Below are 23,635 nucleotides of genomic sequence, written 5' to 3' on the forward strand. Positions count from 1 at the left end.
AACATCGCCGGGGAAGCCCGTAGCATCCCGGCATGTCCAATGGTCAGTGGTTCCCGCCCGAGTGGTCCGGCCGCATCCGCGCGCTCGCCCGGGGCGAGCTGAGTGTCGCCCCCGCACGGCGGGCCGCGACCGTGATGCTGCTGCGCGATGCCGTCGACGGATCCTCCGGACCCTCCGTACATATGCTGCGCCGCCGCACCTCCATGGCCTTCGCCGGAGGTGCGTACGCCTATCCGGGCGGTGGCGTCGACCCGCGCGACGACGACCGGCTCGTCCGCTGGGCGGGGCCGGGGCGTGACGTGTGGGCGCGGCGGCTCGGCGTGGACGCCGCGTCCGCGCAGGCCGTCGTCTGCGCGGCGGTGCGCGAGACGTACGAGGAGGCCGGGGTCCTGCTGGCCGGTGAGACGGCCGAGACCCTCGTCGGCGACACCACGGGCGACGACTGGGAGGCCGACCGGGCCGCTCTCGTCGACCGCGAGCTGTCCTTCGCGGACTTCCTGGACCGGCGCGGGCTGACCCTGCGCAGTGATCTGCTGGCGGCGTGGACCCGGTGGATCACCCCCGAGTTCGAGCCCAAGCGGTACGACACCTGGTTCTTCGTGGCCGCGCTGCCGGCCGGGCAGCGTACGCGCAACGCTTCCACGGAGGCCGACCGCACGGTGTGGATCCGGCCCGCCGACGCGGCGCTGGGATACGACGAGGGCGAGCTGCTGATGATGCCTCCCACCGTGGCGACCCTGCGCCAGCTCCAGCCGTACGGCTCCGTGGCCGAGGCGCTGGCAGCCGCCGCCGGGCGGGATCTCGCGCCGGTGCTGGCCAGGCCGAGGGTGGAGGGCGACGAGGTGGTGCTCAGCTGGCCGGGCCAGGAGGAGTTCACCAAACGCGTGCCCCTGGGCCTGCCGCTGGGTGGTGGGGACCGATGACGGACGCCGCGGCCCTGCCGGGACAGCCGCGCGGAGCCGTCCTCTCGGGCGCCGCGACGGCCCGCGCGGTCAACGTGCTGGCGCCCAACGCGTCGGCGATGACCCTCGACGGCACGAACACCTGGATCCTCTCCGAGCCGGACTCCGCGCTCGCGGTCGTGATCGATCCCGGCCCGCTCGACGAGGGGCATCTGCGGGCGGTCGTCGCCGCCGCGGAGCGGGCGGGCAAGCGCGTCGCGCTGACCCTCCTCACCCACGGCCACCCGGACCACGCGGAGGGCGCGTCGCGCTTCGCCGAGCTGACGCGTACGTCCGTACGGGCCCTGGATCCGGCGCTGCGCCTCGGCGACGAGGGACTGGCGGCCGGTGACGTCGTCACCGAGGGCGGCCTTGAGCTGCGCGTCGTGGCCACCCCCGGGCACACCTCCGACTCGCTCTGCTTCCATCTGCCGGCCGACCGCGCGGTGCTGACGGGCGACACCATCCTCGGCCGCGGTACGACGATGGTGGCCCACCCGGACGGCAGGCTCGGCGACTACGTCGACTCGCTGCGGCGGCTGCGCTCACTGACCGTCGACGACGGCGTCCACACGGTGCTGCCGGGGCACGGGCCCGTACTGGAGGACGCCCAGGGCGCGGTCGAGTACTACCTCGCGCACCGCGCGAGCCGGCTCGCGCAGGTCGAGACGGCGGTGGAGAACGGCTACCGCTCGGCGGCGGAGATCGTGGCGCATGTGTACGGAGGCAGCGGCGTGGACCGGTCCCTGTGGCCGGCGGCGGAGCTCTCGGTGCGGGCGCAGCTGGAGTATCTGCGGGAGCACGGGCTGATCTCCGGGCTGTAGGACGCCCCTGGGGCGGGCCGCGGCGGCCTCGTGGCGGCATGCGGAAGGCCGCCCGGCTCGGGGAGCGGGGCGGCCTTCACGCAGTCGTACAGCGGCGTCCGGCGCGTGTGCGCCGACGACGCGACGGGGTTCGGCGACGCCGGAATGGGTCGGCGACGCCGACGGCGGTCAGCGCGAGCGCTTCGCGAGGCGCTCGACGTCCAGCAGGATCACCGCGCGGGCCTCCAGGCGCAGCCAGCCGCGCTGGGCGAAGTCGGCGAGCGCCTTGTTGACCGTCTCGCGGGAGGCGCCGACCAGCTGGGCCAGCTCTTCCTGCGTGAGGTCGTGCACGACGTGAATGCCTTCCTCCGACTGCACGCCGAAGCGGCGCGACAGGTCGAGGAGCGCGCGGGCCACACGGCCCGGCACGTCGGAGAAGACCAGGTCGGACATCTGGTCGTTCGTCTTGCGCAGGCGCCGGGCGACGGCGCGCAGCAGTGCGGTGGCCACCTCGGGGCGGGCGTTCAGCCAGGGCTGGAGGTCGCCGTGGCCCAGGCCGAGGAGCTTGACCTCGGTGAGGGCGCTCGCGGTGGCGGTGCGCGGGCCGGGGTCGAAGAGCGACAGCTCGCCGATCAGTTCGCCGGGGCCGAGGACGGCCAGCATGTTCTCGCGGCCGTCGGGGGACGTGCGGTGCAGTTTGACCTTGCCCTCGGTGACCACGTAGAGGCGGTCGCCGGGGTCGCCTTCGTGGAACAGCGCGTCGCCGCGGGCGAGCGTCGTCTCACTCATCGAGGCGCGGAGCTCCGCGGCCTGCTCGTCGTCGAGCGCCGCGAAGAGCGGGGCGCGTCGTAGAACATCGTCCACGAAATCTCTCCTTGTCGACCTGCTCAGGGGACCGTCGGTCCCATGATGCCGGACGTGCTGCGTGTTCAAGGGTGGCGCGGGCCGGCGGCGACTCTGTCTCCGTCCCGGTCACCCGTTGTCGAAAACGTGCGATCAGTCACAAGTTTGACGTACAGCGGCCCCTGACCGTGCCCCGGGGGCCGATTCGGGTGGTGATCGGCCGGGGTCGGGGCGGATGTCAGTGCCGGGCTCTAGGCTGGCCGGGTGTCCAACTCGCCGGTGAGAGGGCAGGCCAAGGGAGCTGGAAGAGTGTCACCGAAGCAGAATTCCGCTGTGGGCGAACAGCCTTCCGCGAAGTCGAACAAAGCCGCAAAAGGCGCAAGCGAGCAGCCCGCGAGCAAGGCCGCGCGCAAGGCCGGGACCACCGAGCCCGCGAGCAGGCCCGCCGCCAAGGCCACGAGAGCCGCGCGGCCGAAGAGTGCCAAGCCGGAGTCCCACCTGGCGATGGTCCGGCGCGCCCGCCGGATCAACCGCGAGCTGGCCGACGTCTATCCGTACGCCCACCCGGAGCTGGACTTCCGCGACCCCTTCGAGCTGCTCGTCGCCACGGTCCTGTCCGCCCAGACGACGGACCTGCGCGTCAATCAGACGACGCCCGCGCTCTTCGCGAAGTATCCGACCCCGGAGGACATGGCCGCCGCCGTGCCCGAGGAGCTGGAGCAGGTCATCCGTCCCACGGGCTTCTTCCGGGCCAAGGCGAGGTCCCTCATAGGGCTGTCGACGGCGCTGCGTGACCGTTACGACGGCGAGGTGCCCGGCACGCTGAAGGACCTCGTGACGCTGCCCGGCGTCGGCCGCAAGACGGCCAATGTGGTGCTGGGCAACGCTTTCGGGGTCCCCGGCCTGACTGTCGACACCCACTTCGGCCGGCTCGTGCGCCGCTGGAGGTGGACCGACCAGGAGGACCCGGAGAAGGTCGAGGCGGAGATCGCCGAGATCTTCCCCAAGAGCGAGTGGACGATGCTCTCGCACCGGATCATCTTCCACGGACGCCGGGTCTGCCACTCCCGCAAGCCCGCCTGCGGCGCCTGCCCGATCGCGCACCTCTGCCCCTCCTACGGAGAGGGCGAGACGGACCCGGAGAAGGCCAGGAAGCTGCTCAAGTACGAGATGGGCGGCTATCCGGGACAGCGGCTCTCCCCGCCGCCGGACTACCCGGGCAAGCCCGCACCGCCCCTCGGCACCCCCGCCGGGGCCGAATGAGCGCCCGAGCGGTGAGCGCGCGGCGGGCCGGAGCCGTATCACCGAACACACCGGCGAGCGGGACGAACGGGAGAGGAAGGGCTGCGGCACATGCGGCTGGAACGATCCGGGCGACAGCGGGCGTTGTACGTCGGGGGTGCCGATGACACGGGCTGACACGCATGCCGCACGGACCGCACGCACAGCGCGTGCCGCACGGATCCACGGCGCACAGGGGACCGACGTCCCCGTCACCGCCGAGGGCCTGCCCGACTGGCTCGACCCGGTGGTGGGCGCCATGCGGACCGTGGCGCCGGAACAGCTGAGCCGTTTCCTGCCGCCCGCGAGCGGCGTCGGACGGCAGTCCGCCGTGCTCATCCTCTTCGGTGAGGGCGAGCGCGGCCCCGAGCTGCTGCTGATGGAGCGGGCCAGCACCCTGCGCTCGCACGCCGGACAGGCATCCTTCCCCGGCGGCGCCCTCGACGCGGAGGACGGTGATCCGGCGACGACCGGACCGCTGCGCGCCGCGCTGCGGGAGGCCGAGGAGGAGACCGGGCTCGACCCGGCCGGCGTCCAGCTCTTCGGCGTGCTGCCCAAGCTCTACATCCCGGTGAGCGAGTTCGTCGTGACCCCGGTGCTCGGCTGGTGGCACACCCCCACCCCGGTCGGCGCCGTCGATCTCGCGGAGACGGCCCGGGTCTTCGCCGTGCCCGTGGCGGATCTCACGGACCCGGCCAACCGCGTCATGGCCACGCACCCGAGCGGAATCAACAGCCCCGCCTTCACCGTCGCTTCGGCGCTCGTCTGGGGCTTCACCGCCGGGGTGATCGATCGCATTCTGCACTTCTCGGGCTGGGAGCGCCCATGGGACCGCTCGAAGGAGGTCCCGCTCGACCGGCGCTCATGACAGGCTTGCCCAATCGCTGCGCCGGCCTGGTGGTACGCCGTCGGACAGTGACTGCGCCGCAGGTCCGGACCCCCACCCGACGGGGCGACGGCAGACGAATCAGCGAGGCTAGCGAGGCTATTGACAGTGAACGTGCTGGACATCCTGCTGCTGCTCGCCGCCGTGTGGTTCGCGATCGTGGGCTACCGCCAGGGCTTCGTCGTGGGCATCCTTTCGGTGATCGGCTTCCTCGGCGGCGGTCTCGTCGCGGTCTATCTGCTCCCGGTGCTCTGGGACCAGATCACCGAGGAGGCCGAGGTCACGACGACGGCCACGGTCGTCGCCGTCGTCGTCGTGATCGTGTGCGCCTCGGTGGGACAGGCCTTCACCACCCACCTCGGCAACAAGCTCCGCCGCTACATCACCTGGTCACCGGCGCGCGCCGTGGACGCCACGGGCGGCGCGCTGGTCAATGTCGTCGCCATGCTGCTGGTCGCCTGGCTGATCGGCTCCGCCCTGGCCGGGACCTCGCTGCCGACGCTCGGCAAGGAGGTCCGTAACTCCAAGGTGCTGCTCGGCGTCTCGCGGGTGATGCCCGGACAGACGGCGACCTGGTTCACGGGCTTCTCCTCCGTCCTCGCCGAGAAGGGGTTCCCGCAGGTCTTCAGCCCGTTCGCCAACGAGCCCATCACCGCAGTCGACCCGCCGGACCCGGCGCTCGTCGGAAGCCCCGTCGCCGCCCGCGCGCAGCGCTCCATCGTCAAGGTGGTCGGTACGGCGCAGAGCTGCAGCAAGGTCCTCGAAGGCACCGGCTTCGTCTTCGCCGAGCGCCGCGTCATGACCAACGCGCACGTCGTGGGCGGCGTGGACGAGCCCACCGTCCAGATAGGCGGCGAAGGCAGGCTGTACGACGCGAAGGTCGTCCTCTACGACTGGGAGCGGGACATCGCCGTCCTGGACGTCCCCGACCTGCGCGCCCCCGTGCTCCAGTTCACCGACCGGGACGCGCGCAGCGGCGACAGCGCGATCGTCGCCGGCTTCCCGGAGAACGGCGCGTACGACGTGCGCTCGGCCCGTGTCCGGGGCCGTATCGACGCCAACGGCCCGGACATCTACCGGCGCGGCGAGGTCCGGCGCGATGTCTACTCACTCTTCGCGACCGTCCGGCAGGGCAATTCGGGCGGCCCGCTGCTCACCACCGACGGCAAGGTGTACGGCGTGATCTTCGCCCGGTCGCTGGACGACCCGGACACCGGCTACGCCCTGACGGCCGACGAGATCCGCGAGGACATCGACCTGGGACGCTCGGCCAACCAGCAGGTCGACAGCCAGGGATGCGCGCTCTAGCGGCTGAGACGTCGGCGCCGTAACGACCGCGTCGTAACGACCACGTTGGAACGTCGGCGCCGGAACGAGGACGGGCCGGGCCAGGAGATCCTGGTCCGGCCCGGCTCTGTCCTCCGTTGCTCCCGTGCTCCGTGGCTCCTTCTCGCTTCCGCCGATCTAGCTGCGGGGGTGCCGCAGCCGTGCCGAGACCCAACGGGCCCTTCGGCGGAGAATCAGTGGAATACCGAGTCGGAGATCATGGCCCCGATCTTCCGGGCCGCCCCTCTCGTGGGTGATCGGCACAGAGGCCGAGCGGCGGTTGCGTGCTGCGTCACCGTAGTCGTGCGTCCAGCCCATACCCCGACGTTTGCCCGGGGCCCATGGTCGGTAATCGCCCCGGCGTCGGCCAATTGGCCTATGCGTGAGGCAATTGGCTGTTCGTCGTACAACTGTTCATGAGGGTGGGTGTCGACCCGTCGAACACGGCGCTGATCAGCGGTCGGGCTCGGGATCCTTCAGCCAGTTGATGAGTTCCGTGGAGAACGCCACGGGGTCCTCCTCCTGCGGAAAATGGCCAAGACCGTCGAACAGCCGCCACCGGTAGGGCGCTTCGACGTACTCGGCGGACCCGGCCGTACTGCGCGTACGCATCGCCGGATCGAGCGACCCGTGCAACTGGAGGGTCGGCACCCGCACCGGACGCTTCATCCGCCGGTTGAACTGGATTCCGTCCGGCCGCGCCATCGACCGCACCATCCAGCGGTACGGCTCGATCGAGCAGTGCGCCGTCGAGGGGATGGTCATCGCCCGCCGGTAGATGTCGACCGTCTTGTCGTCGGGCGGCTGCGGCCCCGACCAGTCGCGGATCAGCTCGCCCACCAACGCCCCGTCCTCGGCGACGAGCTGACGCTCCGGCAGCCACGGCCGCTGGAAGCCCCAGATGTAAGAGCCGGCCCTGCTCTGCGAGAAGTCCGACAGCATCGCGGAGCGCCAGCGGCGCGGGTGCGGCATCGAGGAGACCACGAGCCTGCGCACCAGCTTCGGCCGCATCACGGCCGCGGTCCAGGCGAGATACCCGCCGAGGTCGTGCCCGACGAGCGCGGCGTCCGGCTCGCCGAGCGAGCGCACCACACCGGTGATGTCGAGCGCCAGGTTGGCGGGGTCGTAACCGCGGGGCGTACGGTCGCTGCCGCCCACGCCCCGCAGGTCCATCGCGACGGCCCGGTACCCGGCCTCGGCGAGCGCGGGCAGTTGGTGCCGCCAGGTCCACCAGAACTGCGGGAAGCCGTGCAGCAGCAGCACCAGCGGCCCGTCGCCCATCTCGGCGATGTGAAAGCGGGCTCCGTTGGCCGCCACGTCCCGGTGCGTCCAGGGCCCGTCGAGGCGCACATCCGCCGCGACGGTCGCGCCGGGGATGCTGCCGGAGGTGGTGCCAGGGCCGTTTTCGGGGGCGGTCATACAGACGAGCGTGCCACAGTCTTGTCTGCCTCATGAACGGGGCGCGGATGCGGTTTGACCGTCTGGAGCACTGCGGCCGTCTGCTTGGCGGACGCGATGGTCTTCTCCGGCGGCTTGACCTTCTTGAACTTCCGCATGGCGATCAGCCCCAGCACTCCCGCGAGGAGCAGAAACGCTCCTCCCACGATCAGGAACGACCAGGCGAGCCCGAGGCCCCAGTTGTGGATCCCGTACGCGGCGGCGAAGCTCAGCACCGGCAGCGAGAAAAGTGCGAACACTCCCGCGATGCCGATCGCGGCGCTGCCCGTCACGCCCCGCTTGACGTCCTGTCGCAGTTCGGCCTTGGCCAGCGCGATCTCGTCGTGCACCAGCGCGGACACCTCCGCGGTCGCCGACGAGACCAACTGCCCGAGGCTGCGGTCGGCCCCATCGAACCGGACGGCTGGAACGGCGTCGACAGCTGCGGTGGTGACGGCGGCATGGCTGCCGGGGTCGCTCATCGTTGACTCCCTCGTTTCGGCTGCGCTCTCGCAGATCTGGGTTTCTTCCGGCTCTGCGCCTTCAGATCATGCCGGAAGTCAGATCGGTGTCGGATGTCAGATCATGCCGGACCGGCGCCGTCATCGCGCGTCGCTGCGGCGTGTTCCGCCAACCGGCGGTGCTCTGCCGCCTTCCCCTCGTAGATCGCGGCCATTCTCAAGTGGTACGCCGGATCGTCCTGCTCGTAGATATCGGGAATGCCGTCCATGTCCTCGTCGAGCTCCTCGGAGTCGTACAGCGCCCGGTACGTACGGACCCTCAGCCGCAGCAGTACGGCGGCGAGTACGGCGGCGATCACCGAACCCGTCAGCACGGCGGCCTTCACCTCGGCCGTCAGCCCGGGATCGCCGGTGAAGGCGAGTTCGCCGATGAGCAGCGAGACGGTGAAGCCGATTCCGGCGAGCGTCGACACGGCGAGGATGTCCGGCCAGGCCAGATCCTCGTTCAGTTCGGCCTTGGTGAAGCGCGCGGCCAGCCAGGTGCCGCCGAAGATGCCGAGCGCCTTGCCGATGACGAGGCCCAGGACCACCCCCAGGGTCTCCGGCCGGGTGAAGACGTCGGCCAGCGCGCCGCCGCTGATCGAGACACCCGCCGAGAAGAGCGCGAACAGCGGCACGGCGAGACCGGCCGACAGAGGGCGGACGAGGTGTTCGATGCGCTCGCCGGGGGACTGCTCCTCGCCCTCGCGTCTGACGCAGCGGAGCATCAGGCCCATCGCGACACCGGCGACGGTGGCGTGGACGCCGCTGTTGTACATCAGGGCCCAGATGACGAGGGCCAGCGGGACATACACGTACCAGCCGTGCACCCCTGTCCTGAGGAGGAGCCAGAAGACGGCGAGCGCGGCGACGGCGCCGGCCAGGGCCAGGAAGTCGATGTCGCTGGTGAAGAAGATCGCGATGATCAGGATCGCGAAGAGGTCGTCCACGACGGCGAGGGTGAGCAGGAAGGCGCGCAGCGCGGACGGCAATGAGGTGCCGAGGACGGCGAGCACGGCGAGCGCGAAGGCGATGTCGGTGGCGGTGGGGACGGCCCAGCCGTCCGTGGAACCGCCGCCCACGAGGTTGACCAGCACATAGACGAGGGCGGGCACGGCCATGCCGCAGAGTGCCGCGATCACGGGGAGGGCGGCGGCCTTCGGGTCGCGCAGCTCACCGGCCACCAGCTCGCGCTTCAGCTCGATGCCGGCGACGAAGAAGAAGACGGCGAGCAGTCCGTCGGCCGCCCAGTGCTGGATCGAGAGGTTCAGACCGAGGGAGGCCGGGCCCAGATGGAAATCACCGACGGTCGCGTAGCTGGCGCTGAGCGGGGTGTTGGCCCAGATCAGGGCGGCGACGGCGGCCACGAGCAGCAGGACACCGCCGACCGTCTCGGTCCGCAGCGCGCTCGCGAGATACGTCCGCTCGGGGAGCGGGAGGCGTCCGAGGAAGGTGCGCGGGGTGGCCACGAAGGGTCCTCCGGTCGGTTCGGCGGGCATGACGAATTGCCTGCCGACCAGACTTCCCGGCGCACCTTTGGATCCTTATTACATTGTTGACGCGCCGCCCACTTTACAAAGAGGAGCGCCCGTTACAAAGAGGAGCCCCCGGAGCGATGCGCCGGGGGCTCCTTCTTCGTGTCCGACCGCGTGTCCGACTTCGTGTCCGACCTCGTCGTGTCCGACCTCGTCGTGTCCGACGGACCTGCTCAGTCCTCGCTGGTCGCGCTCGGGAGCTGCGTCTGGATCAGATCCATCACCGAGGAGTCGGTGAGCGTCGTGACGTCACCGAGCTGGCGGTTCTCCGCGACATCGCGCAGCAGCCGCCGCATGATCTTGCCCGAACGGGTCTTCGGCAGCTCGGCCACCGGCAGGATCCGCTTCGGCTTGGCGATCGGGCCCAGCGCCGTACTGACGTGGTTGCGCAGCTCGGCCACCAGACCGTCGTCCACCGACGCCGTACCGCGCAGGATGACGAAGGCGACGATCGCCTGACCGGTCGTCTCGTCCGTGGCACCGACGACGGCCGCCTCGGCGACCTTCGGGTGCGAGACGAGCGCCGACTCGACCTCCGTGGTGGAGATGTTGTGGCCGGACACCAGCATCACGTCGTCGACCCGGCCCAGCAGCCAGATGTCGCCGTCGTCGTCCCTCTTGGCGCCGTCGCCCGCGAAGTACTTGCCCTCGAACCGCGACCAGTAGGTGTCGATGAACCGCTGGTCGTCGCCCCAGATGGTGCGGAGCATCGCCGGCCACGGCTCGGTGAGGACGAGATATCCGCCGCCGCCGTTCGGCACCTCGTTGGCGTCGTCGTCCACGACGGTCGCCGAGATGCCGGGGAGCGCGCGCTGCGCGGAGCCCGGCTTGGCGGCGGTGACGCCGGGCAGCGGGGAGATCATCATGCCGCCGGTCTCGGTCTGCCACCAGGTGTCCACGACCGGGGTCTTGCCCGCGCCGATGTTCTGCCGGTACCAGATCCAGGCCTCGGGATTGATCGGCTCACCGACCGAGCCCAGGACGCGCAGCGACGTCAGATCGAACTTGGCGGGGATGTCGTCCCCCCACTTCATGAACGTGCGGATCGCGGTCGGCGCCGTGTAGAGGATCGTGACGCCGTACTTCTGGACGATCTCCCAGAAGCGCCCCTGGTGCGGAGTGTCGGGCGTGCCCTCGTACATGACCTGCGTCGCGCCGTTGGCCAGCGGCCCGTACACGATGTACGAGTGACCGGTCACCCAGCCGACGTCGGCCGTGCACCAGTAGACGTCCGTCTCCGGCTTGAGGTCGAAGACCGCGTGATGCGTGTACGCCACCTGGGTGAGGTAGCCGCCCGAAGTGTGCAGGATGCCCTTGGGCTTCCCCGTCGTGCCGGACGTGTACAGGATGAAGAGCGGGTGCTCGGCGTTGAACGCCTCCGGCGTGTGCTCGGTGGACTGGCGGTCGACGATGTCGTGCCACCACACGTCCCGGCCCTCGCTGAAGGCGGTGTCCTGGCCGGTGCGGCGGACCACCAGGACATGCTCGACCTGCGGACACCGGGCGACGGCGTCGTCGATCGCGGGCTTGAGCGCGCTCGGCTTGCCGCGCCGGTAGCCGCCGTCCGAGGTGATGACGAGCTTGGCGTCGGCGTCCTGGATACGGGAGGCCACGGCGTCCGCCGAGAAGCCGCCGAAGACCACGGAGTGCGCGGCGCCGATGCGGGCGCACGCCAGCATCGCCACGGCCGTCTCGGGGATCATCGGCATGTAGATGGCGACGCGGTCGCCCTTGGTCACGCCCAGCTCGGTGAGCGCGTTCGCGGCCCGGGAGACCTCGTCCTTGAGCTCGGCGTAGGTGAGGGAACGGCTGTCGCCGGGCTCGCCCTCGAAGTGGATGGCGACCCGGTCGCCGTTGCCCGCCTCGACGTGGCGGTCCACGCAGTTGTACGCGACGTTGATCTCGCCGTCCGCGAACCACTTCGCGAAGGGCGGGTTCGACCAGTCGAGGGTCTCGGTCGGTTCGGTGGCCCAGGTGAGCCGCCGGGCCTGCTCGGCCCAGAAGCCAAGCCTGTCCGCCTCGGCCTGCTCATACGCCTCCGCTGTCACGTTGGCGTTCGCGGCCAGCTCGGCCGGTGGCTCGAACCTCCGCTCTTCCTTGAGCAGGTTGGCCAGGCTTTCGTTGCTCACGACATCTCCCTTTCCCAGGGCGTCCTATGTGTCCCCGGGCCTAGCTCATCAGGCAGATGCCCGGGTGACAAGGGTCTTCAGTAAATTGGTTTAGACCTATGCGGCCGGACTGGCGGGTGGAGTGATGAGTTGGCGTACGAGTAAGTGGCCCCGTTCCCCGGCTGTGGTGGGGAACGGGGCCACACATTCTCACGGATGCGGCGGGGCGCCGGTTCAGGCGCGCGACTCCTCGAACGCCGTCGGGGCCACCCGGTTGAACACCTTGTCCGTGCTGTCGGACTGACCCTCGGGCCGCTCGTCGGGCTGTCCGTCTGCCGCGAGCAGATACGCCTGCGCCTCGCCGACATGGAAGTACATGCCGTGCAGTTCGAGCCTTCCCTCGGCCAGGCCCCGGGCCACCGCCGTGTGGGCGCGCAGATGCTCCAACTGCTGGACGACATTGGTCAGACAGAGCTGCTCGACCGCGTCGGCCGGCAGCCGCCCGGCGATCCTGGCCCAGGCGTGGTCGCGGCTCCTCATCCGCTCCAGGCTGGGCCGGCCGTGCCGGAGCCAGCGGGTGAGGGGGGATGGTGGTGCGGGGGTTTCCTGTGGGGACGGGTCGACGGGCGCATCGGCGCGCGTGTCGATGGCCGTGGGGTTGGGGGCGTTGGCAGATGTGTTGACGGGGGTGTTGGCAGGCGCGTCGGCGGGTGCGTTGAGGAGGGCCTGCATCGCGCCGCATCCGGAGTGTCCGCAGACCGTGATGGACTCGACCCGCAGGACATCGACCGCGTACTCGATCGCCGCGGCCACCGAGTCGTCCTGTCCCTCCGCACCCTCCTCCCCCGGAAGGGGGACCAGATTGCCGACATTGCGGACGGTGAACAGATCACCGGGACCGCTCGCCGTGATCATGCTGGTCACCAGACGGGAGTCGGCGCAGGTGAGAAAGAGCTGGGAGGGCTGCTGGCCCTCGCGTGCCAGCCGCGCCAGCTCGCCCCGTACGAGCGGAGCCGTATTGCGCTGGAACGAGCTGAGTCCACTGGCGAGTTGGCCGCCCTGGACCCGGCTCGAGATCCGCACCTGATCCGTCTTCCGCCCTCGTGTCTGCGGCTGCTCCACCGGATCGCCGCAGTGGTGGTTGCGCCACGGTGTCCACGGGCGGCAGCAGGTGCTCGACTGCGTCACCGGCTCGGCGGGCTCGGGGATACGGTCACCGGATCCGCCGGTGAACTCGACCGTGCCGCCCCGGGCCAGATGCGCGACCTGCCAGTCGTGCAGCGCCTCGTACGCCGCGTGATCCATGAACGAACCGTCCAACTCGACCACGCAGTCGCTTCCCTGTGGCACTTGGTGCAGCAGACGGCTCAGCCGCGGAACGGCCAGGAAGGTCAACTGACCGCGTGCGCGCAGCCGGTGGACGCCCTCCTGCTCGTCCATCGTGATCCGTGTCCGGGTGAGCCGGTGCAGCGCGACGGCCACCGCCAGCGCGATCCCGATCAGCACCCCCTCCAGGACGCCGGTGAATACCACACCGGCCAGCGTCCCCACGTAGACGAGCAGCTCGCGATTGCGCCGCACGGTGCGCATGTGGGTGATGCTCACCATCTGGACGCCGATGACCATGACCAGCGCGGCGAGCGCGGCCAGCGGGATCAGGTCGAGCACCGACACCAGGAAGAGCGCGGCGACGGCGACCCACAGCCCGTGCAGCATCGTCGAATTCCGACTGATCCCGCCCGCGGCCACATTGGCCGCGCTGCGGACGGCGACCCCGGTGATCGGCAGTCCGCCGAGGGTCCCGGAGACGACGTTCGCCGCGCCCTGTCCGGTCAGCTCCCGGTCGAGCCGGGCGCGCGGAATCTGGATGTCCGGGTCCTTGCGGGCGGCCACCAGCTTGTCGACGGCGACCGCGGACAGCAGTGACTCGACGCTGCCGACCAGGGTGATCGTGAGCACGGCGGCGATCAGTCCGAGCACCGGTCCCTGCGGTGGCTCGGGCAGCACATGGCTGCTCCAGGAGGGCAGATCGACGCGGTCGAGGCTCAGCCCCACGAGGGCGGCCACGGCGGTCGCCGCCGCCACCGCCGCGAGGGCGGCGGGCAGCTTCCGTACGATCCGGCCCGTACGCCCGGGGATCCGCGGCCAGGCGAGCAGAACGACCATGGTCAGCGCGCTCACGGAGGCCGCGGCCGGGTGCAGATCGGCCAACTGGGCGGGCAGACCCTGGACGTTGGCGACGGCGGAGCTCTGCGGGGTGCCGCCGAGGACGATGTGCAGCTGGGCGAGCGCGATCGTGACGCCGATGCCGGCCAGCATGCCGTGCACGATCGCGGGGCTTACGGCGAGCGCCGAGCGGGCGACGCGCAGGGCGGCGAGGCCGAGTTGGGCGAGACCCGCGAGCACCGTGATGGCGCAGGTGGTGCGCCAGCCGTACCGCTGGATCAGGTCGGCGGTGACGACGGTCAGACCGGCCGCCGGGCCACTGACCTGGAGCGGGGCGCCGCCGAGGCGGCCGACCACGAGACCGCCCACGGCCGCGGCGACGAGACCGGCCTGGAGGGGCGCGCCGGTGGCGAGCGCGATGCCGAGGGAGAGCGGCAGGGCGATCAGGAAGACCGAGATGGAGGCGGAGAAATCCGCTCCGGCGATCCGGAACCCCCGCAATCGGCCGGGCGGCGGCGGTTTGTCCGGGCCGTTCGGGCCGTCCGGACTGTGAGGGCTGTGCGGGCTCTGTGGGCGATCGGGGTGGTCTTCGCGGGTGGGGACGTAGGCAGACATGTTTCCCGTCTCCTCCGGGGCGGCGCGGTCGCGGAACAGGTGACGCGGCCGTGGGCCACGGCGTGCAGCGGCGGGATTTATCAACGCTCAGTAAATGGATCGTAATGGAGAGTAAAGATTGAGGCATGACTTTCCGGGCAAATGGGGCAAGCTTTCACCCGCAGTGGTGATTAGTCATTTTGTCCGGCTTGTCATACCGGATCCCCTCGGGTCCCAGTGCGACGTTGTCGGCGCTCGGCGCCGTGCTCGGCGTTTTTCGGCGTTTCGGCGCTCCAACGCACAGAACCTGAGGGAAGAGGTGGGCGGATGCTGGCCGCCAGAAAGAGGATCGCCTGCGGCGTGGCCGTGACGGCGCTGGCCGTGGGGCTCGCCGGATGTTCCGGGTCCGGTTCACCGGAACCGAAGGGCACGACCCAGACCGAGGGGGGTGCCCACGGGGCGAAGAAGGGGCCGCCCAAGAGCGCGGTACGGCTCATCGGCGACGGTTCGACGGCGTACACCGGCGCCCAGCCCGGCGTCCTCAAGCCGGAGCGCCTGAAGCCCGGTCAGAAGCCGCCGCAGTTCGTGGTGTTCTCCTGGGACGGCGCCGGAGAGGACAGCCAGAAGCTCTTCTCCCACTTCCGCGACGTGGGCAAGAAGTACGACGCGAAGATGACGTACTTCCTCAGCGGCGTCTATCTCCTGCCGAAGGACAAGTCCAAGCAGTACAGCCCGCCCCAACACGCGGTCGGCCGCTCGGACATCGGCTTCAACGACACCGAGGGGATCAAGAACACCCTGCGCGAGCTGCGCGCCGCCTGGCGGGACGGCAACGAGATCGGCACCCACTTCAACGGGCACTTCTGCGGCGCCGACGGCGGGGTCGGCAACTGGTCCGTCGAGGAGTGGAAGAGCGAGATCAGCCAGGCCAAGGCCTTCGTCAAGAACTGGAAGAGCAACACCGGCCTGAAGGCCGAGTCTCCGCTGCCCTTCGACTACGAGAAGGAGCTGGTCGGCGCCCGCACCCCCTGCCTGGAAGGGCAGAAGAACATGATGCGGGCGGCGCGGACGATGGGCTTCCGCTACGACTCCAGCGGTGTCGGCAACCAGGTCTGGCCGAAGAAGACCGAGGGCATGTGGGACATCCCGCTGCAGCTCGTCCCGGTGCCCGGCCGGAAGTTCGAGACGCTCTCGATGGACTACAACTTCATGTTCAACCAGTCGAAGACGGTCAACGGCGACCCGTCCCAGCACGAGTACTGGGGCAATCAGATGCGTGACGGTCTGCTCCAGGCCTTCGGCCGCGCCTACGACGGCAACCGCGCGCCGCTGATCATCGGCAACCACTTCGAGTCGTGGAACGGCGGCACGTACATGCGTGCCATCGAGGAGACGATCAAGACCGTCTGTGTGAAGGACGGCGTGCAGTGCGTGACGTTCAAGGAACTCGCGGACTGGCTGGACGCGCAGGAACCGCAGACGCTCGAAAGGCTGCGTGAGCTGGGCGTGGGCCAGAAGCCCGCGGTCAGCTGGCAGTCGTATCTGACGGCGCCCGAGCCGCCGGCCTCACCGGCGGTCCCGGCGGCTCCGGGCTCGGCCTCCAAGGCCGCCGACGGCCCGGACTCAGCCTCCGACGGCCCGGATTCGGCTCCGAACTCAGGTCCGGACTCCGACTCCGACTCCGACTCCGACTCCGACTCCGACTCCGACTCCGACTCCGACTCCGACTCCGACTCCGGCTCTGAAGCGGACCCGGCCGCGAACTGAGCCGAGCGCTCGGGGGTACGGGCGGTGTGAGCGGTGAGCGCGGTGGTACGGGCGGCACGACGATGTGCCGCCCGTACCACCGCGGCGCTCAGCTCGGCTGCGGGACGGCCACGTCCTCGCGGAGCACGAACGCCGGGTCGACCTGTGCGGCCAGGTCGGCGCCCGTCTTCGCGTTACCCCAGCTCTCCGCGTTCCTGAGGTGGAAGTGCACCATCTGCCGCGTGTAGCGCTCCCAGTCGCGGTCCGCGTACGAGTCCTCCGCCGCGTCCTCCAGGACCTGGAGCGCCACGCGGTTCTCCGCCTCCAGCAGCTCGAAGGGGGCCGGGCGGCCCTTCTCCATGGACCGCACCCAGTTGGAGTGGCCCACGGTCACGAGCAGGTCGTCGCCCACCTCGTCCTGGAGGAAATCCACGTCGTCCTGGGCCTGGACCTTGTTGCCGACGACGTTCAGCGCGATGCCGAAGTCCCGCGCGTACTCCTTGTACTGGCGGTAGACGGACACTCCCTTACGCGTCGGCTCGACAACCAGGAACGTCATGTCGAACCGGGTGAACATCCCGGACGCGAACGAGTCCGAGCCCGCCGTCATGTCGACGACGACGTATTCGTCCGGGCCGTCGACGAGGTGGTTCAGGCAGAGCTCGACCGCGCCGACCTTGGAGTGGTAGCAGGCCACCCCCAGGTCGGACTCGGTGAACGGCCCCGTGGCCATCAGCTGGATGTCGCCGTCGTCCAGCCGGACGGTGCGGGCGCAGGCGTCGTACACCGGATTCGACTCGCGGACCCGGAGGAGCTGGGAGCCCTCGCCCGGGGGCGTCGTCTTGATCATCGAATCGGCGGACGTGATCCGCTGGTTGGTGCCGCGCAGGTACTCCTTGATGAGCGGGAGGTGCGCGCCCATCGCCGGCAGCGCGGCGGTCTGGTCCTCGTCGAGACCGAGCGCGGCCCCGAGATGCTGGTTGATGTCGGCGTCCACCGCGATGACGGGGGCCTCGTTGGCGGTCAGATGGCGGATGAAGAGCGAGGCCAGCGTCGTCTTGCCACTGCCGCCCTTACCCACGAAAGCGATCTTCATGTTCACCTAGCGTAGTGGTCATGTTGCTGTGTGCTGTCACTTCGGGTGAAGAAGACCACTCCAACGTGGGGCGTGCGCTACGGGCGCGTAGCCTTGCTACCTATGAGTACGACAGCTCCGAACGCTTCGTCCGCTCCACGAGGGCACGACCCTCTCGCCGCTCTGGGCTCCCTGCCGGGCGTCCCCGAGGCGGTGGATTCGGTACGCAAGGCGGTCGACCTGGTCTACGGGCACCGCGTGATGAGACGGCGGGGCAGCGAGGTCACCTCGGAGGCCGCGCTGCGCGCCGCGCGCGGATCGGCGGCGCTCTCCGGCGCGGACTGGGCGCTGGAAGAGGTCCGTCGGCGCAGCGACTTCGGCGCCGCGTCGGACGCGCTGACGGTGGGAGCCGCGCTGCGGTTGACGGCCGAGGCGGGCCAACTCCTCTCGATCTGGCGGCAGTCGCCGGTGCGGGTGCTGGCCCGCCTGCATCTGGTGGCGGCCGGTGGCGCGGGTGCGGGTGCGGGCGTGGGCGCTGGTACGGGAGTGGCCGCGGAGGTCGCGGGGGAGACGGTCGGGCGGCCGAGGCTGGCCGGTGAACCGGTCGTCGAGACGCCGGGGCCCGACAGTCCCAAGCCGCTGATCGAGGCACCGCTGCCCGCCGCCGACGAGGTGGCCGGACGCCTGGACGGGCTCTCCGAGCTGGTGATCGCGGGGAGTTCGGCGCCGGCGCTCGTCACGGCGGCGGTCGTGCACGGCGAACTGCTGGCGCTGCGCCCTTTCGGCTCGTACAACGGGCTGGTCGCGCGGGCCGCCGAACGGGTCGTGCTGATCGGCAGCGGGCTCGACCCCAAGTCGATCTGCCCGTCCGAGGTCGGGCACGCGGAGCTGGGGCGTGCCGCGTACGTGGCGGCGTTCGACGGCTATCTGTCGGGGACGCCCGACGGGATGGCGGCATGGATCACGCACTGCGGGCGCGCGGTCGAGCTGGGTGTCAGGGAGTCGACGGCCGTGTGCGAGGCGCTGCAGCGCGGCGCGGCTTAGTCCGGCCCGCCGGAGAGGGCTGTGCCTGCTGGGACAGAGATGCGGCGGTACCGGAGAGGTACCGCCGCTGGCACGTCCACCGAGCTACCAGGCGCCTCGTAATTCGCCCATCAGGTCGGGTACTTCGCCCGTCACCTGGTGCGGCTGGCCCGTATTCGACGGGTCGACGTCGCGTGGGTACTCAGTTTTCATGCTCGGTCCGTGGGGCCTTCGTGCGTAACGGGTCATCCTCTCGGATGTCCTTGGTCTCGCGGGCCGTTGATTCCTTTCTACTCCTGTCCGGAGAGAAGCGAAAGCCCTCGCTCCGCGACTTTACTTTTAGGTTCAAATACGGGCGAACCGCCCGGCTGTGGTCGGCGTGATCGGTGCAATCGGCATGCGGCTCACGCGGAAGCCGCCTGGCGCCGCCTGCTCGCGTACCAGACCAGTCCCGCCGTGGCCGCCGCCGCGCCCACCGCTGCCGCCGCGACGAGCGCCGGCCGTGGCGGCATGGAGAAGGCGGGCAGCCGCTGCTTGAGCCGGACCGGCCGGTTGAAGACGAGAATCGGCCAATCGCGGGCCACTGCCTCACGCCTCAGCGCCCGGTCGGGATTGACCGCGTACGGGTGGCCGACCGACTGGAGCATCGGCAGATCGGTGACCGAGTCGCTGTACGCGTAGCAGCGGTCCAGGTCGTACCCCTCGGAAGCGGCGAGCGCCTTGACCGCCGCGGCCTTGGTCGGCCCGTACGCGTAGTACTCGATCTCGCCCGTGAAGCAGCCGTCGGGCCCGACGACCATGCGGGTCGCCACGACCCGGTCGGCGCCCAGGAGTTCGCCGATCGGCTCGACGACCTCCGCGCCGGATGTGGAGACGATCACCACGTCGCGTCCGGCCGTGTGGTGATCCTCGATGAGGGAGGCGGCCTCGTCATAGATGATCGGGTCGATGAGATCGTGCAGCGTCTCGGCCACGATCTCCTTGACCTGCTGGACGTTCCAGCCCTTGCAGAGCGCGGAGAGGTACTCGCGCATGCGCTCCATCTGATCGTGATCGGCGCCGCCCGCGAGAAAGACGAACTGCGTGTATGCGGTGCGCAGTACGGCTCGGCGGTTGATCAGTCCGCCTTGATAGAAGGACTTGCTGAAGGTCAACGTCGACGACTTCGCAATGACCGTCTTGTCCAGGTCAAAGAAGGCCGCTGTGCGAGGCAAGGAGTGGTTTTCCACGATGTCGAGCATAGGCGCCCACCATTCGGCGTAAGGTACGGCGCGTGGGTTTGCCTGAGAAGGCTCTCGGGTACACCATGGAAGTCACGGATCGTTCGCGACCGTGCTCACCTGGTCCGGCTCCTCCCCCCCCGAGTCGGTCTGGGGGACGACCCCCGCTCTCCCCCCCGGCGGGGGTCGTCGCATGTCCGGACGCTTTTCTGCCGCTCGGGCCCGTGGCCGCCCCACACCCCCTTCTCTCATCGCGCTTCGTGTGCGCGGATCCGATTCGCACTCTACCCGTCACTGTGCGTAGTCGCCAGGCTGCTCTCGGAAGTCACCGGTATGAGCTACGGAGATATTCACAACCGGCGAGTTGTCCACAGCTTTTGAGCAAGATCCACACGTTTTTTCCGCGCGGTGCACGGTGATTTCCCACCGCGAAAGTTCGCGGTAGCCGGAATCGCAGATGCCGGATCACTGCGAGATCGCTGAGAGTCCACTGAGCGGATGCCCTTGAGGGTCCCCCGCATGGTGTGGGCGAGCGCCTTCGGCGCGGCTGCGGACGTCGATCCGGGATCGCGGGAATAGGGGGTGGAGTAAATGGCTGGATTCAGGACGTCCGACCGCTCTCCGGTCGCCGAAGGGCGCCGGGCCGGACCGCTGATCGTCACCGAGGACGTCGACCTGCTCGACGATCTGCTGCGGCTGTGCGCCGCCGCGGGCGCCGAGCCCGAGGTGCACCACTCGGTGCCCGAGCGACGGGGTGGCTGGGAGTCCGCACCGCTGGTGCTGGTGGGCGACGACGCGGCCGTACGTTGCCGGTCCGCCACCCGGCGCCGAGGGGTGCTGCTCGTCGGCCATGACCAGGACGACCCGGACGTATGGCGGCGGGCCGTCGAGATCGGCGCCGACTGCGTGCTGCGGCTGCCCGACGCCGAGAGCTGGCTCGTGGACCGGATCGCCGACGTCGCCGAAGGTGTGGGGCGGCCGGCGCTCACCGTCGGGGTGATCGGCGGTCGTGGCGGGGCCGGTGCCTCGACGCTGGCCTGCGCCCTTGCGGTCACGGCCGCCCGCCAGGGCGTGCGCACCATGCTCATCGACGGCGATCCGCTCGGCGGGGGGCTCGACGTGCTGCTCGGAGGTGAGCGCGCGAAGGGCCGCCGATGGCCGGATTTCGCCGCCTCCAAGGGGCGGGTGGCGGGTGGCGCGCTGGAGGAGTCACTGCCGCGGCTGCACGATCTGCGCCTCCTCAGCTGGGACCGCGGAGACTCCGTGCTCGTCCCGCCGGCGGCCATGCGGTCCGTCCTCGCGGCGGCCCGCAGGCGGGGCGGCGTCGTGGTCGTGGATCTTCCGCGCCGGATCGACGAGGCCGCGGCGGAGGCGCTGGCGCAGTTGGACGTCGGTCTGCTGGTGGTGCCGGGGGAGCTGCGGGCCGTCGCGGCCGCCGGCCGGGTGGCGTCCCTGGTGGGCATGGTCCTGCCGGACCTGCGGGCGGTGGTCCGTGGGCCTTACGCGACCGGGCTGGACGACAGCTGGGTGGCCGACGCGCTGCGGCTGCCGCTCGTGGGTGAACTTCCCATGGAGCCCGGTCTGTTGGCGGCCCAGGAGACCGGGGCACCGCCGGGGGCGAGCGTGCGGGGTCCGCTGGCGCGGTTCTGCGCCGCGTTCTGGGAGCGGGCGCTCGCGGGCGCCGGGGACGGGAGCGTGACCGCGTGAGCGCCGTGACGCGCCCCAGGGGAGCGCAGGTCGGTGGAGCGCTCCTGGACGCCGTACGGCAGCGTCTGGCGGAGAGTGGGGCCGAGCCGACCCCCGCGCGCGTGGCGGCGGCTCTGAGGGCCCAGGGGAGGCTCCTGGGGGACGTGGAAGTGCTCGGCGCCGCCGAGGAGTTGAGGTGCGAGCTGGTCGGGACTGGGCCGCTGGAGCCCCTGCTGGCCGATCCCTCCGTGACCGACGTGCTGGTGTCGGCGCCCGACCGGGTCTGGGTGGACCGGGGAGGCGGGCTGGAGTTGACGGACGTGTTGTTCGCGGACGCCTCGGCCGTACGGAGGCTGGCGCAGCGCCTCGCCGCCGTGGCGGGGCGGCGGTTGGACGACGCCCGCCCGTGGGTGGACGCCCGGCTCCCCGACGGCACGCGGATGCACGCGGTGCTGCCCCCGGTGGCCGTCGGGTCGACGTGTCTGTCTCTGCGGGTCGTACGCCCCCGGGCGTTCTCCCCGGCGGAACTGACCGCCGCCGGGACGGTGCCGCCGGGCGGCGAGCGACTGCTGCGGGCGCTGATCGAGGCCCGGGTGTCGTTCCTGATCAGCGGCGGGACCGGCACAGGCAAGACAACCCTCCTCTCCGCCCTGCTCGGTCTGGTGGGGGAGCGCGAGCGGATCGTGCTGGCGGAGGACTCGGCGGAGTTGAGGCCCGACCACCCGCATGTGGTCCGTCTGGAGGCGCGGCCCGCGAATCAGGAGGGCGCGGGCGAGGTCACCCTGGAGGACCTGGTGCGGCAGGCGCTGCGGATGCGGCCAGACCGGTTGGTGGTCGGGGAGGTGCGGGGAGCTGAGGTCACCACTCTCCTGGCCGCCTTGAACACGGGCCACGAGGGCGGCTGCGGGACGGTTCACGCGAACACCGCCGCCGACGTGCCCGCGCGGCTGGAAGCCCTCGGGACGGCCGCAGGCCTGGACCGGGCCGCTCTGCACAGCCAGTTGGCGGCGGCGCTGTCGGTGGTGATCCATCTCGTACGGGACCGGGCCGGGCGGCGTCGTATCGCCGAGGTGCATGTGCTGGAGCGGGACGCGGCGGGGCTGGTGGTGCCGGTGCCCGCGCTGCGCTGGGGCGCGGAGGGGTTCGCGTACGAGCGGGGCTGGCCGAGGCTGCGGTCACTGATCGGTGGTGCGCTGTGACGGCGCTCCCGATCCCGATGCCCGTGACCCTGTTCTGCGCGGCGGTCTGCGCGGCGCTGGCGGTCTGGACGCGGGTGGACCGGAGGCGGGCCACGCGGCGGGCGGAGCTGCTGTTCGGCGCGGGAAGCGAGGGCGGCGACGGCAGCGGCAGCAGGGCCGGGCCTGCGGTGAGGGTGGTCCGCGAGCGGCTGGCGGGACTGGGGAAGGAGTGGCTCTGTGTGCCCCTCGCCGTGGCGCTCGCCCTGTGGGGCGAGTCGGTGCTGCCGCTGGTCGCGGGCGCAGTGGCGGCGCCGCTCGTGAGGCGGCGGCTGCGGGCGGCGGAGCGCCGGCGCGCGGCGGAGCGGCGGGCCGGGGCCGTGGGAGGTCTCTGCGACGTGCTTGTCGGGGAGCTGAGGGCCGGGGCGCAACCGGCCGAGGCACTCACGGCAGCCGTCCGGGCAGTCGGCCGGGACCTGAGCGGTCCGGAACTCGCCCTGGTGGTCGCGGCGGCCCGCTTCGGCGGTGATGTCCCCGAAGCCCTGCGCAAGGCCGCCCGGCGACCGGGTGCGGAAGGTCTCGCCGGGGTCGCGGCCTGCTGGCGGGTCGCGGTGGACGGCGGGGCGGGACTGGCCGCGGGTCTCGACCGGCTGCGTGCCGCTCTGGGGGCGCAGCAGGACCAACGGGAATCCATGCGCGCCCAGTTGGCCGGTCCCTGGGCCACGGTGGTGGTGCTGGCGCTGCTGCCCGTGGCGGGACTGGCGATGGGCTGGGCCATGGGGGCCGACCCGCTGGGCGTGCTGCTCCACACCCCTGCCGGCCTGGGCTGTCTGGCGGTGGGCGGACTCCTGGAGGCGGTGGGCTTCTGGTGGGCCGGGCGGATCGTCCGGGGCGGGGGTGCGCCATGAACGGGCGACTCGCGCAGGGGGACCTCGTCCACAGCTTGTGGGTGGCCGCCTCACTGCTCGCGGCGCTGGTGTCCGTGGTGCTGGCGTGGTCGGGGTGGCGGCGCGAACGAGCCGCGCGCGGACGGATGGTGGCGCTGTTGGCCATGGAGGTGGCGCCCGTTCGGCGGCGCGTGCGGCCGGAGTACGGGGCGTGGCTCCGGTGGTGGAGTCCGCCGCTGGGGGCCTGGTGTCTCGGCTGGGCCCTGGTCGGCGGGACGGCCGGATTGGTGGTCGGGTTCGCCGGGGCGTACGGCGTCGGGCGGTGGCTGCGTACCCGTAAGCCGGACTCGGGGGCGACCACGGAAGAGGCCGTCGTCGAGGCCGAGCGGCAATTGCCTCTCGC

The 23,635-nt window shown here is 71.0% G+C and carries 19 protein-coding genes and 1 pseudogene; 11 read left to right on the plus strand and 9 right to left on the minus strand.

What is annotated here, in order from left to right:
- The first annotated feature begins 32 nt into the window (after positions 1-32).
- Together P3L51_RS13200 and P3L51_RS13205 are read left to right on the plus strand one after the other, a co-directional pair.
- Positions 33-923, plus strand: a complete 891-nt coding sequence (locus P3L51_RS13200) for an NUDIX hydrolase (RefSeq protein WP_354605357.1) — start codon at positions 33-35, stop codon at positions 921-923.
- Positions 920-1,765 carry an MBL fold metallo-hydrolase gene (locus P3L51_RS13205; RefSeq protein ID WP_354605358.1) on the plus strand — a complete coding sequence of 282 codons (846 nt, stop codon included), beginning with the start codon at positions 920-922 and terminating at the stop codon, positions 1,763-1,765. Before P3L51_RS13200 ends, P3L51_RS13205 begins: the two co-directional genes overlap by 4 nt.
- A gap of 168 nt (positions 1,766-1,933) precedes the next feature.
- On the opposite strand, the gene P3L51_RS13210 is transcribed toward P3L51_RS13205, so the two are convergent.
- Positions 1,934-2,608 (minus strand): Crp/Fnr family transcriptional regulator, encoded by a 675-nt coding sequence (locus P3L51_RS13210; protein WP_023539685.1) that lies wholly within the window; start codon positions 2,606-2,608, stop codon positions 1,934-1,936.
- 312 nt (positions 2,609-2,920) lie between these two features.
- On the opposite strand from P3L51_RS13210, the gene nth reads away from it, so the two are divergent.
- From nth to P3L51_RS13225, 3 genes are all read left to right on the plus strand, one after another.
- The gene (gene nth, locus P3L51_RS13215) at positions 2,921-3,850 is read left to right on the plus strand and encodes an endonuclease III (RefSeq protein ID WP_435594440.1); all 930 of its coding nucleotides are present in this window, start codon (positions 2,921-2,923) and stop codon (positions 3,848-3,850) included.
- Between the two features lie 142 nt (positions 3,851-3,992).
- The gene (locus tag P3L51_RS13220) at positions 3,993-4,736 is read left to right on the plus strand and encodes an NUDIX hydrolase (protein ID WP_354605360.1); all 744 of its coding nucleotides are present in this window, start codon (positions 3,993-3,995) and stop codon (positions 4,734-4,736) included.
- 126 nt (positions 4,737-4,862) lie between these two features.
- Positions 4,863-6,062, plus strand: coding sequence for a MarP family serine protease (locus tag P3L51_RS13225; protein ID WP_354605361.1), 1,200 nt, complete (start codon positions 4,863-4,865; stop codon positions 6,060-6,062).
- 156 nt (positions 6,063-6,218) lie between these two features.
- Here the strand turns inward: P3L51_RS13225 and P3L51_RS13230 are convergent, their stop codons facing one another.
- The 6 genes from P3L51_RS13230 to P3L51_RS13255 form a co-directional block, all read right to left on the minus strand.
- Positions 6,219-6,398: a hypothetical protein gene (locus P3L51_RS13230; RefSeq protein WP_354605362.1), complete on the minus strand. Its 180-nt coding sequence runs from the start codon at positions 6,396-6,398 to the stop codon at positions 6,219-6,221.
- A gap of 135 nt (positions 6,399-6,533) precedes the next feature.
- Positions 6,534-7,499, minus strand: a complete 966-nt coding sequence (locus tag P3L51_RS13235; RefSeq protein WP_354605363.1) for an alpha/beta fold hydrolase — start codon at positions 7,497-7,499, stop codon at positions 6,534-6,536.
- Positions 7,496-7,999: a phage holin family protein gene (locus P3L51_RS13240; protein WP_354605364.1), complete on the minus strand. Its 504-nt coding sequence runs from the start codon at positions 7,997-7,999 to the stop codon at positions 7,496-7,498. The genes P3L51_RS13235 and P3L51_RS13240 overlap by 4 nt, the downstream gene beginning before the upstream one ends.
- Before the next feature lie 101 nt (positions 8,000-8,100).
- Positions 8,101-9,516, minus strand: coding sequence for a Na+/H+ antiporter NhaA (gene nhaA / locus P3L51_RS13245; protein ID WP_354605365.1), 1,416 nt, complete (start codon positions 9,514-9,516; stop codon positions 8,101-8,103).
- 209 nt (positions 9,517-9,725) lie between these two features.
- Complete coding sequence (gene acs / locus P3L51_RS13250; protein ID WP_435594441.1) at positions 9,726-11,681, minus strand: acetate--CoA ligase; 1,956 nt, start codon at positions 11,679-11,681, stop codon at positions 9,726-9,728.
- 213 nt (positions 11,682-11,894) lie between these two features.
- Positions 11,895-14,441 carry a SulP family inorganic anion transporter gene (locus tag P3L51_RS13255; protein ID WP_354605366.1) on the minus strand — a complete coding sequence of 849 codons (2,547 nt, stop codon included), beginning with the start codon at positions 14,439-14,441 and terminating at the stop codon, positions 11,895-11,897.
- A gap of 306 nt (positions 14,442-14,747) precedes the next feature.
- Between P3L51_RS13255 and P3L51_RS13260 the strand changes: the two genes are divergently transcribed.
- Positions 14,748-16,187: a polysaccharide deacetylase family protein gene (locus tag P3L51_RS13260; protein ID WP_354605367.1), complete on the plus strand. Its 1,440-nt coding sequence runs from the start codon at positions 14,748-14,750 to the stop codon at positions 16,185-16,187.
- An 88-nt stretch (positions 16,188-16,275) separates the two neighbouring features.
- On the opposite strand, the gene P3L51_RS13265 is transcribed toward P3L51_RS13260, so the two are convergent.
- A complete protein-coding gene (locus P3L51_RS13265) occupies positions 16,276-17,262 on the minus strand; it encodes an ATP-binding protein (protein WP_354605368.1) in 987 nt (328 codons plus the stop codon).
- Positions 17,263-17,364: 102 nt separating this feature from the next.
- Here P3L51_RS13265 and P3L51_RS13270 point away from each other — a divergent pair, with 102 nt between their 5' ends.
- Positions 17,365-18,285 carry a Fic family protein gene (locus P3L51_RS13270; RefSeq protein WP_354605369.1) on the plus strand — a complete coding sequence of 307 codons (921 nt, stop codon included), beginning with the start codon at positions 17,365-17,367 and terminating at the stop codon, positions 18,283-18,285.
- Positions 18,286-18,668: 383 nt separating this feature from the next.
- Here P3L51_RS13270 and P3L51_RS13275 read toward each other — a convergent pair whose 3' ends face one another.
- Entirely contained in the window at positions 18,669-19,505 is an 837-nt protein-coding gene (locus tag P3L51_RS13275; protein ID WP_354605370.1) for an HAD family hydrolase, read from the minus strand.
- Positions 19,506-20,075: 570 nt separating this feature from the next.
- On the opposite strand from P3L51_RS13275, the gene ssd reads away from it, so the two are divergent.
- From ssd to P3L51_RS13295, 4 genes and pseudogenes are all read left to right on the plus strand, one after another.
- The gene (gene ssd / locus P3L51_RS13280) at positions 20,076-21,191 is read left to right on the plus strand and encodes a septum site-determining protein Ssd (RefSeq protein ID WP_354605371.1); all 1,116 of its coding nucleotides are present in this window, start codon (positions 20,076-20,078) and stop codon (positions 21,189-21,191) included.
- Positions 21,188-22,369, plus strand: coding sequence for a TadA family conjugal transfer-associated ATPase (locus P3L51_RS13285; RefSeq protein ID WP_354605372.1), 1,182 nt, complete (start codon positions 21,188-21,190; stop codon positions 22,367-22,369). Before ssd ends, P3L51_RS13285 begins: the two co-directional genes overlap by 4 nt.
- A gap of 17 nt (positions 22,370-22,386) precedes the next feature.
- On the plus strand, positions 22,387-23,253 hold the full coding sequence (locus P3L51_RS13290) for a type II secretion system F family protein (protein ID WP_354605375.1): 867 nt from the start codon (positions 22,387-22,389) through the stop codon (positions 23,251-23,253).
- Positions 23,250-23,635 (plus strand): annotated as a pseudogene (locus tag P3L51_RS13295) (type II secretion system F family protein); the annotation flags it as partial. The gene P3L51_RS13290 and the pseudogene P3L51_RS13295, both read left to right, overlap by 4 nt.

The organism is Streptomyces panacea, assembly GCF_040560175.1.
GTDB classification, from domain to species: domain Bacteria; phylum Actinomycetota; class Actinomycetes; order Streptomycetales; family Streptomycetaceae; genus Streptomyces; species Streptomyces panacea.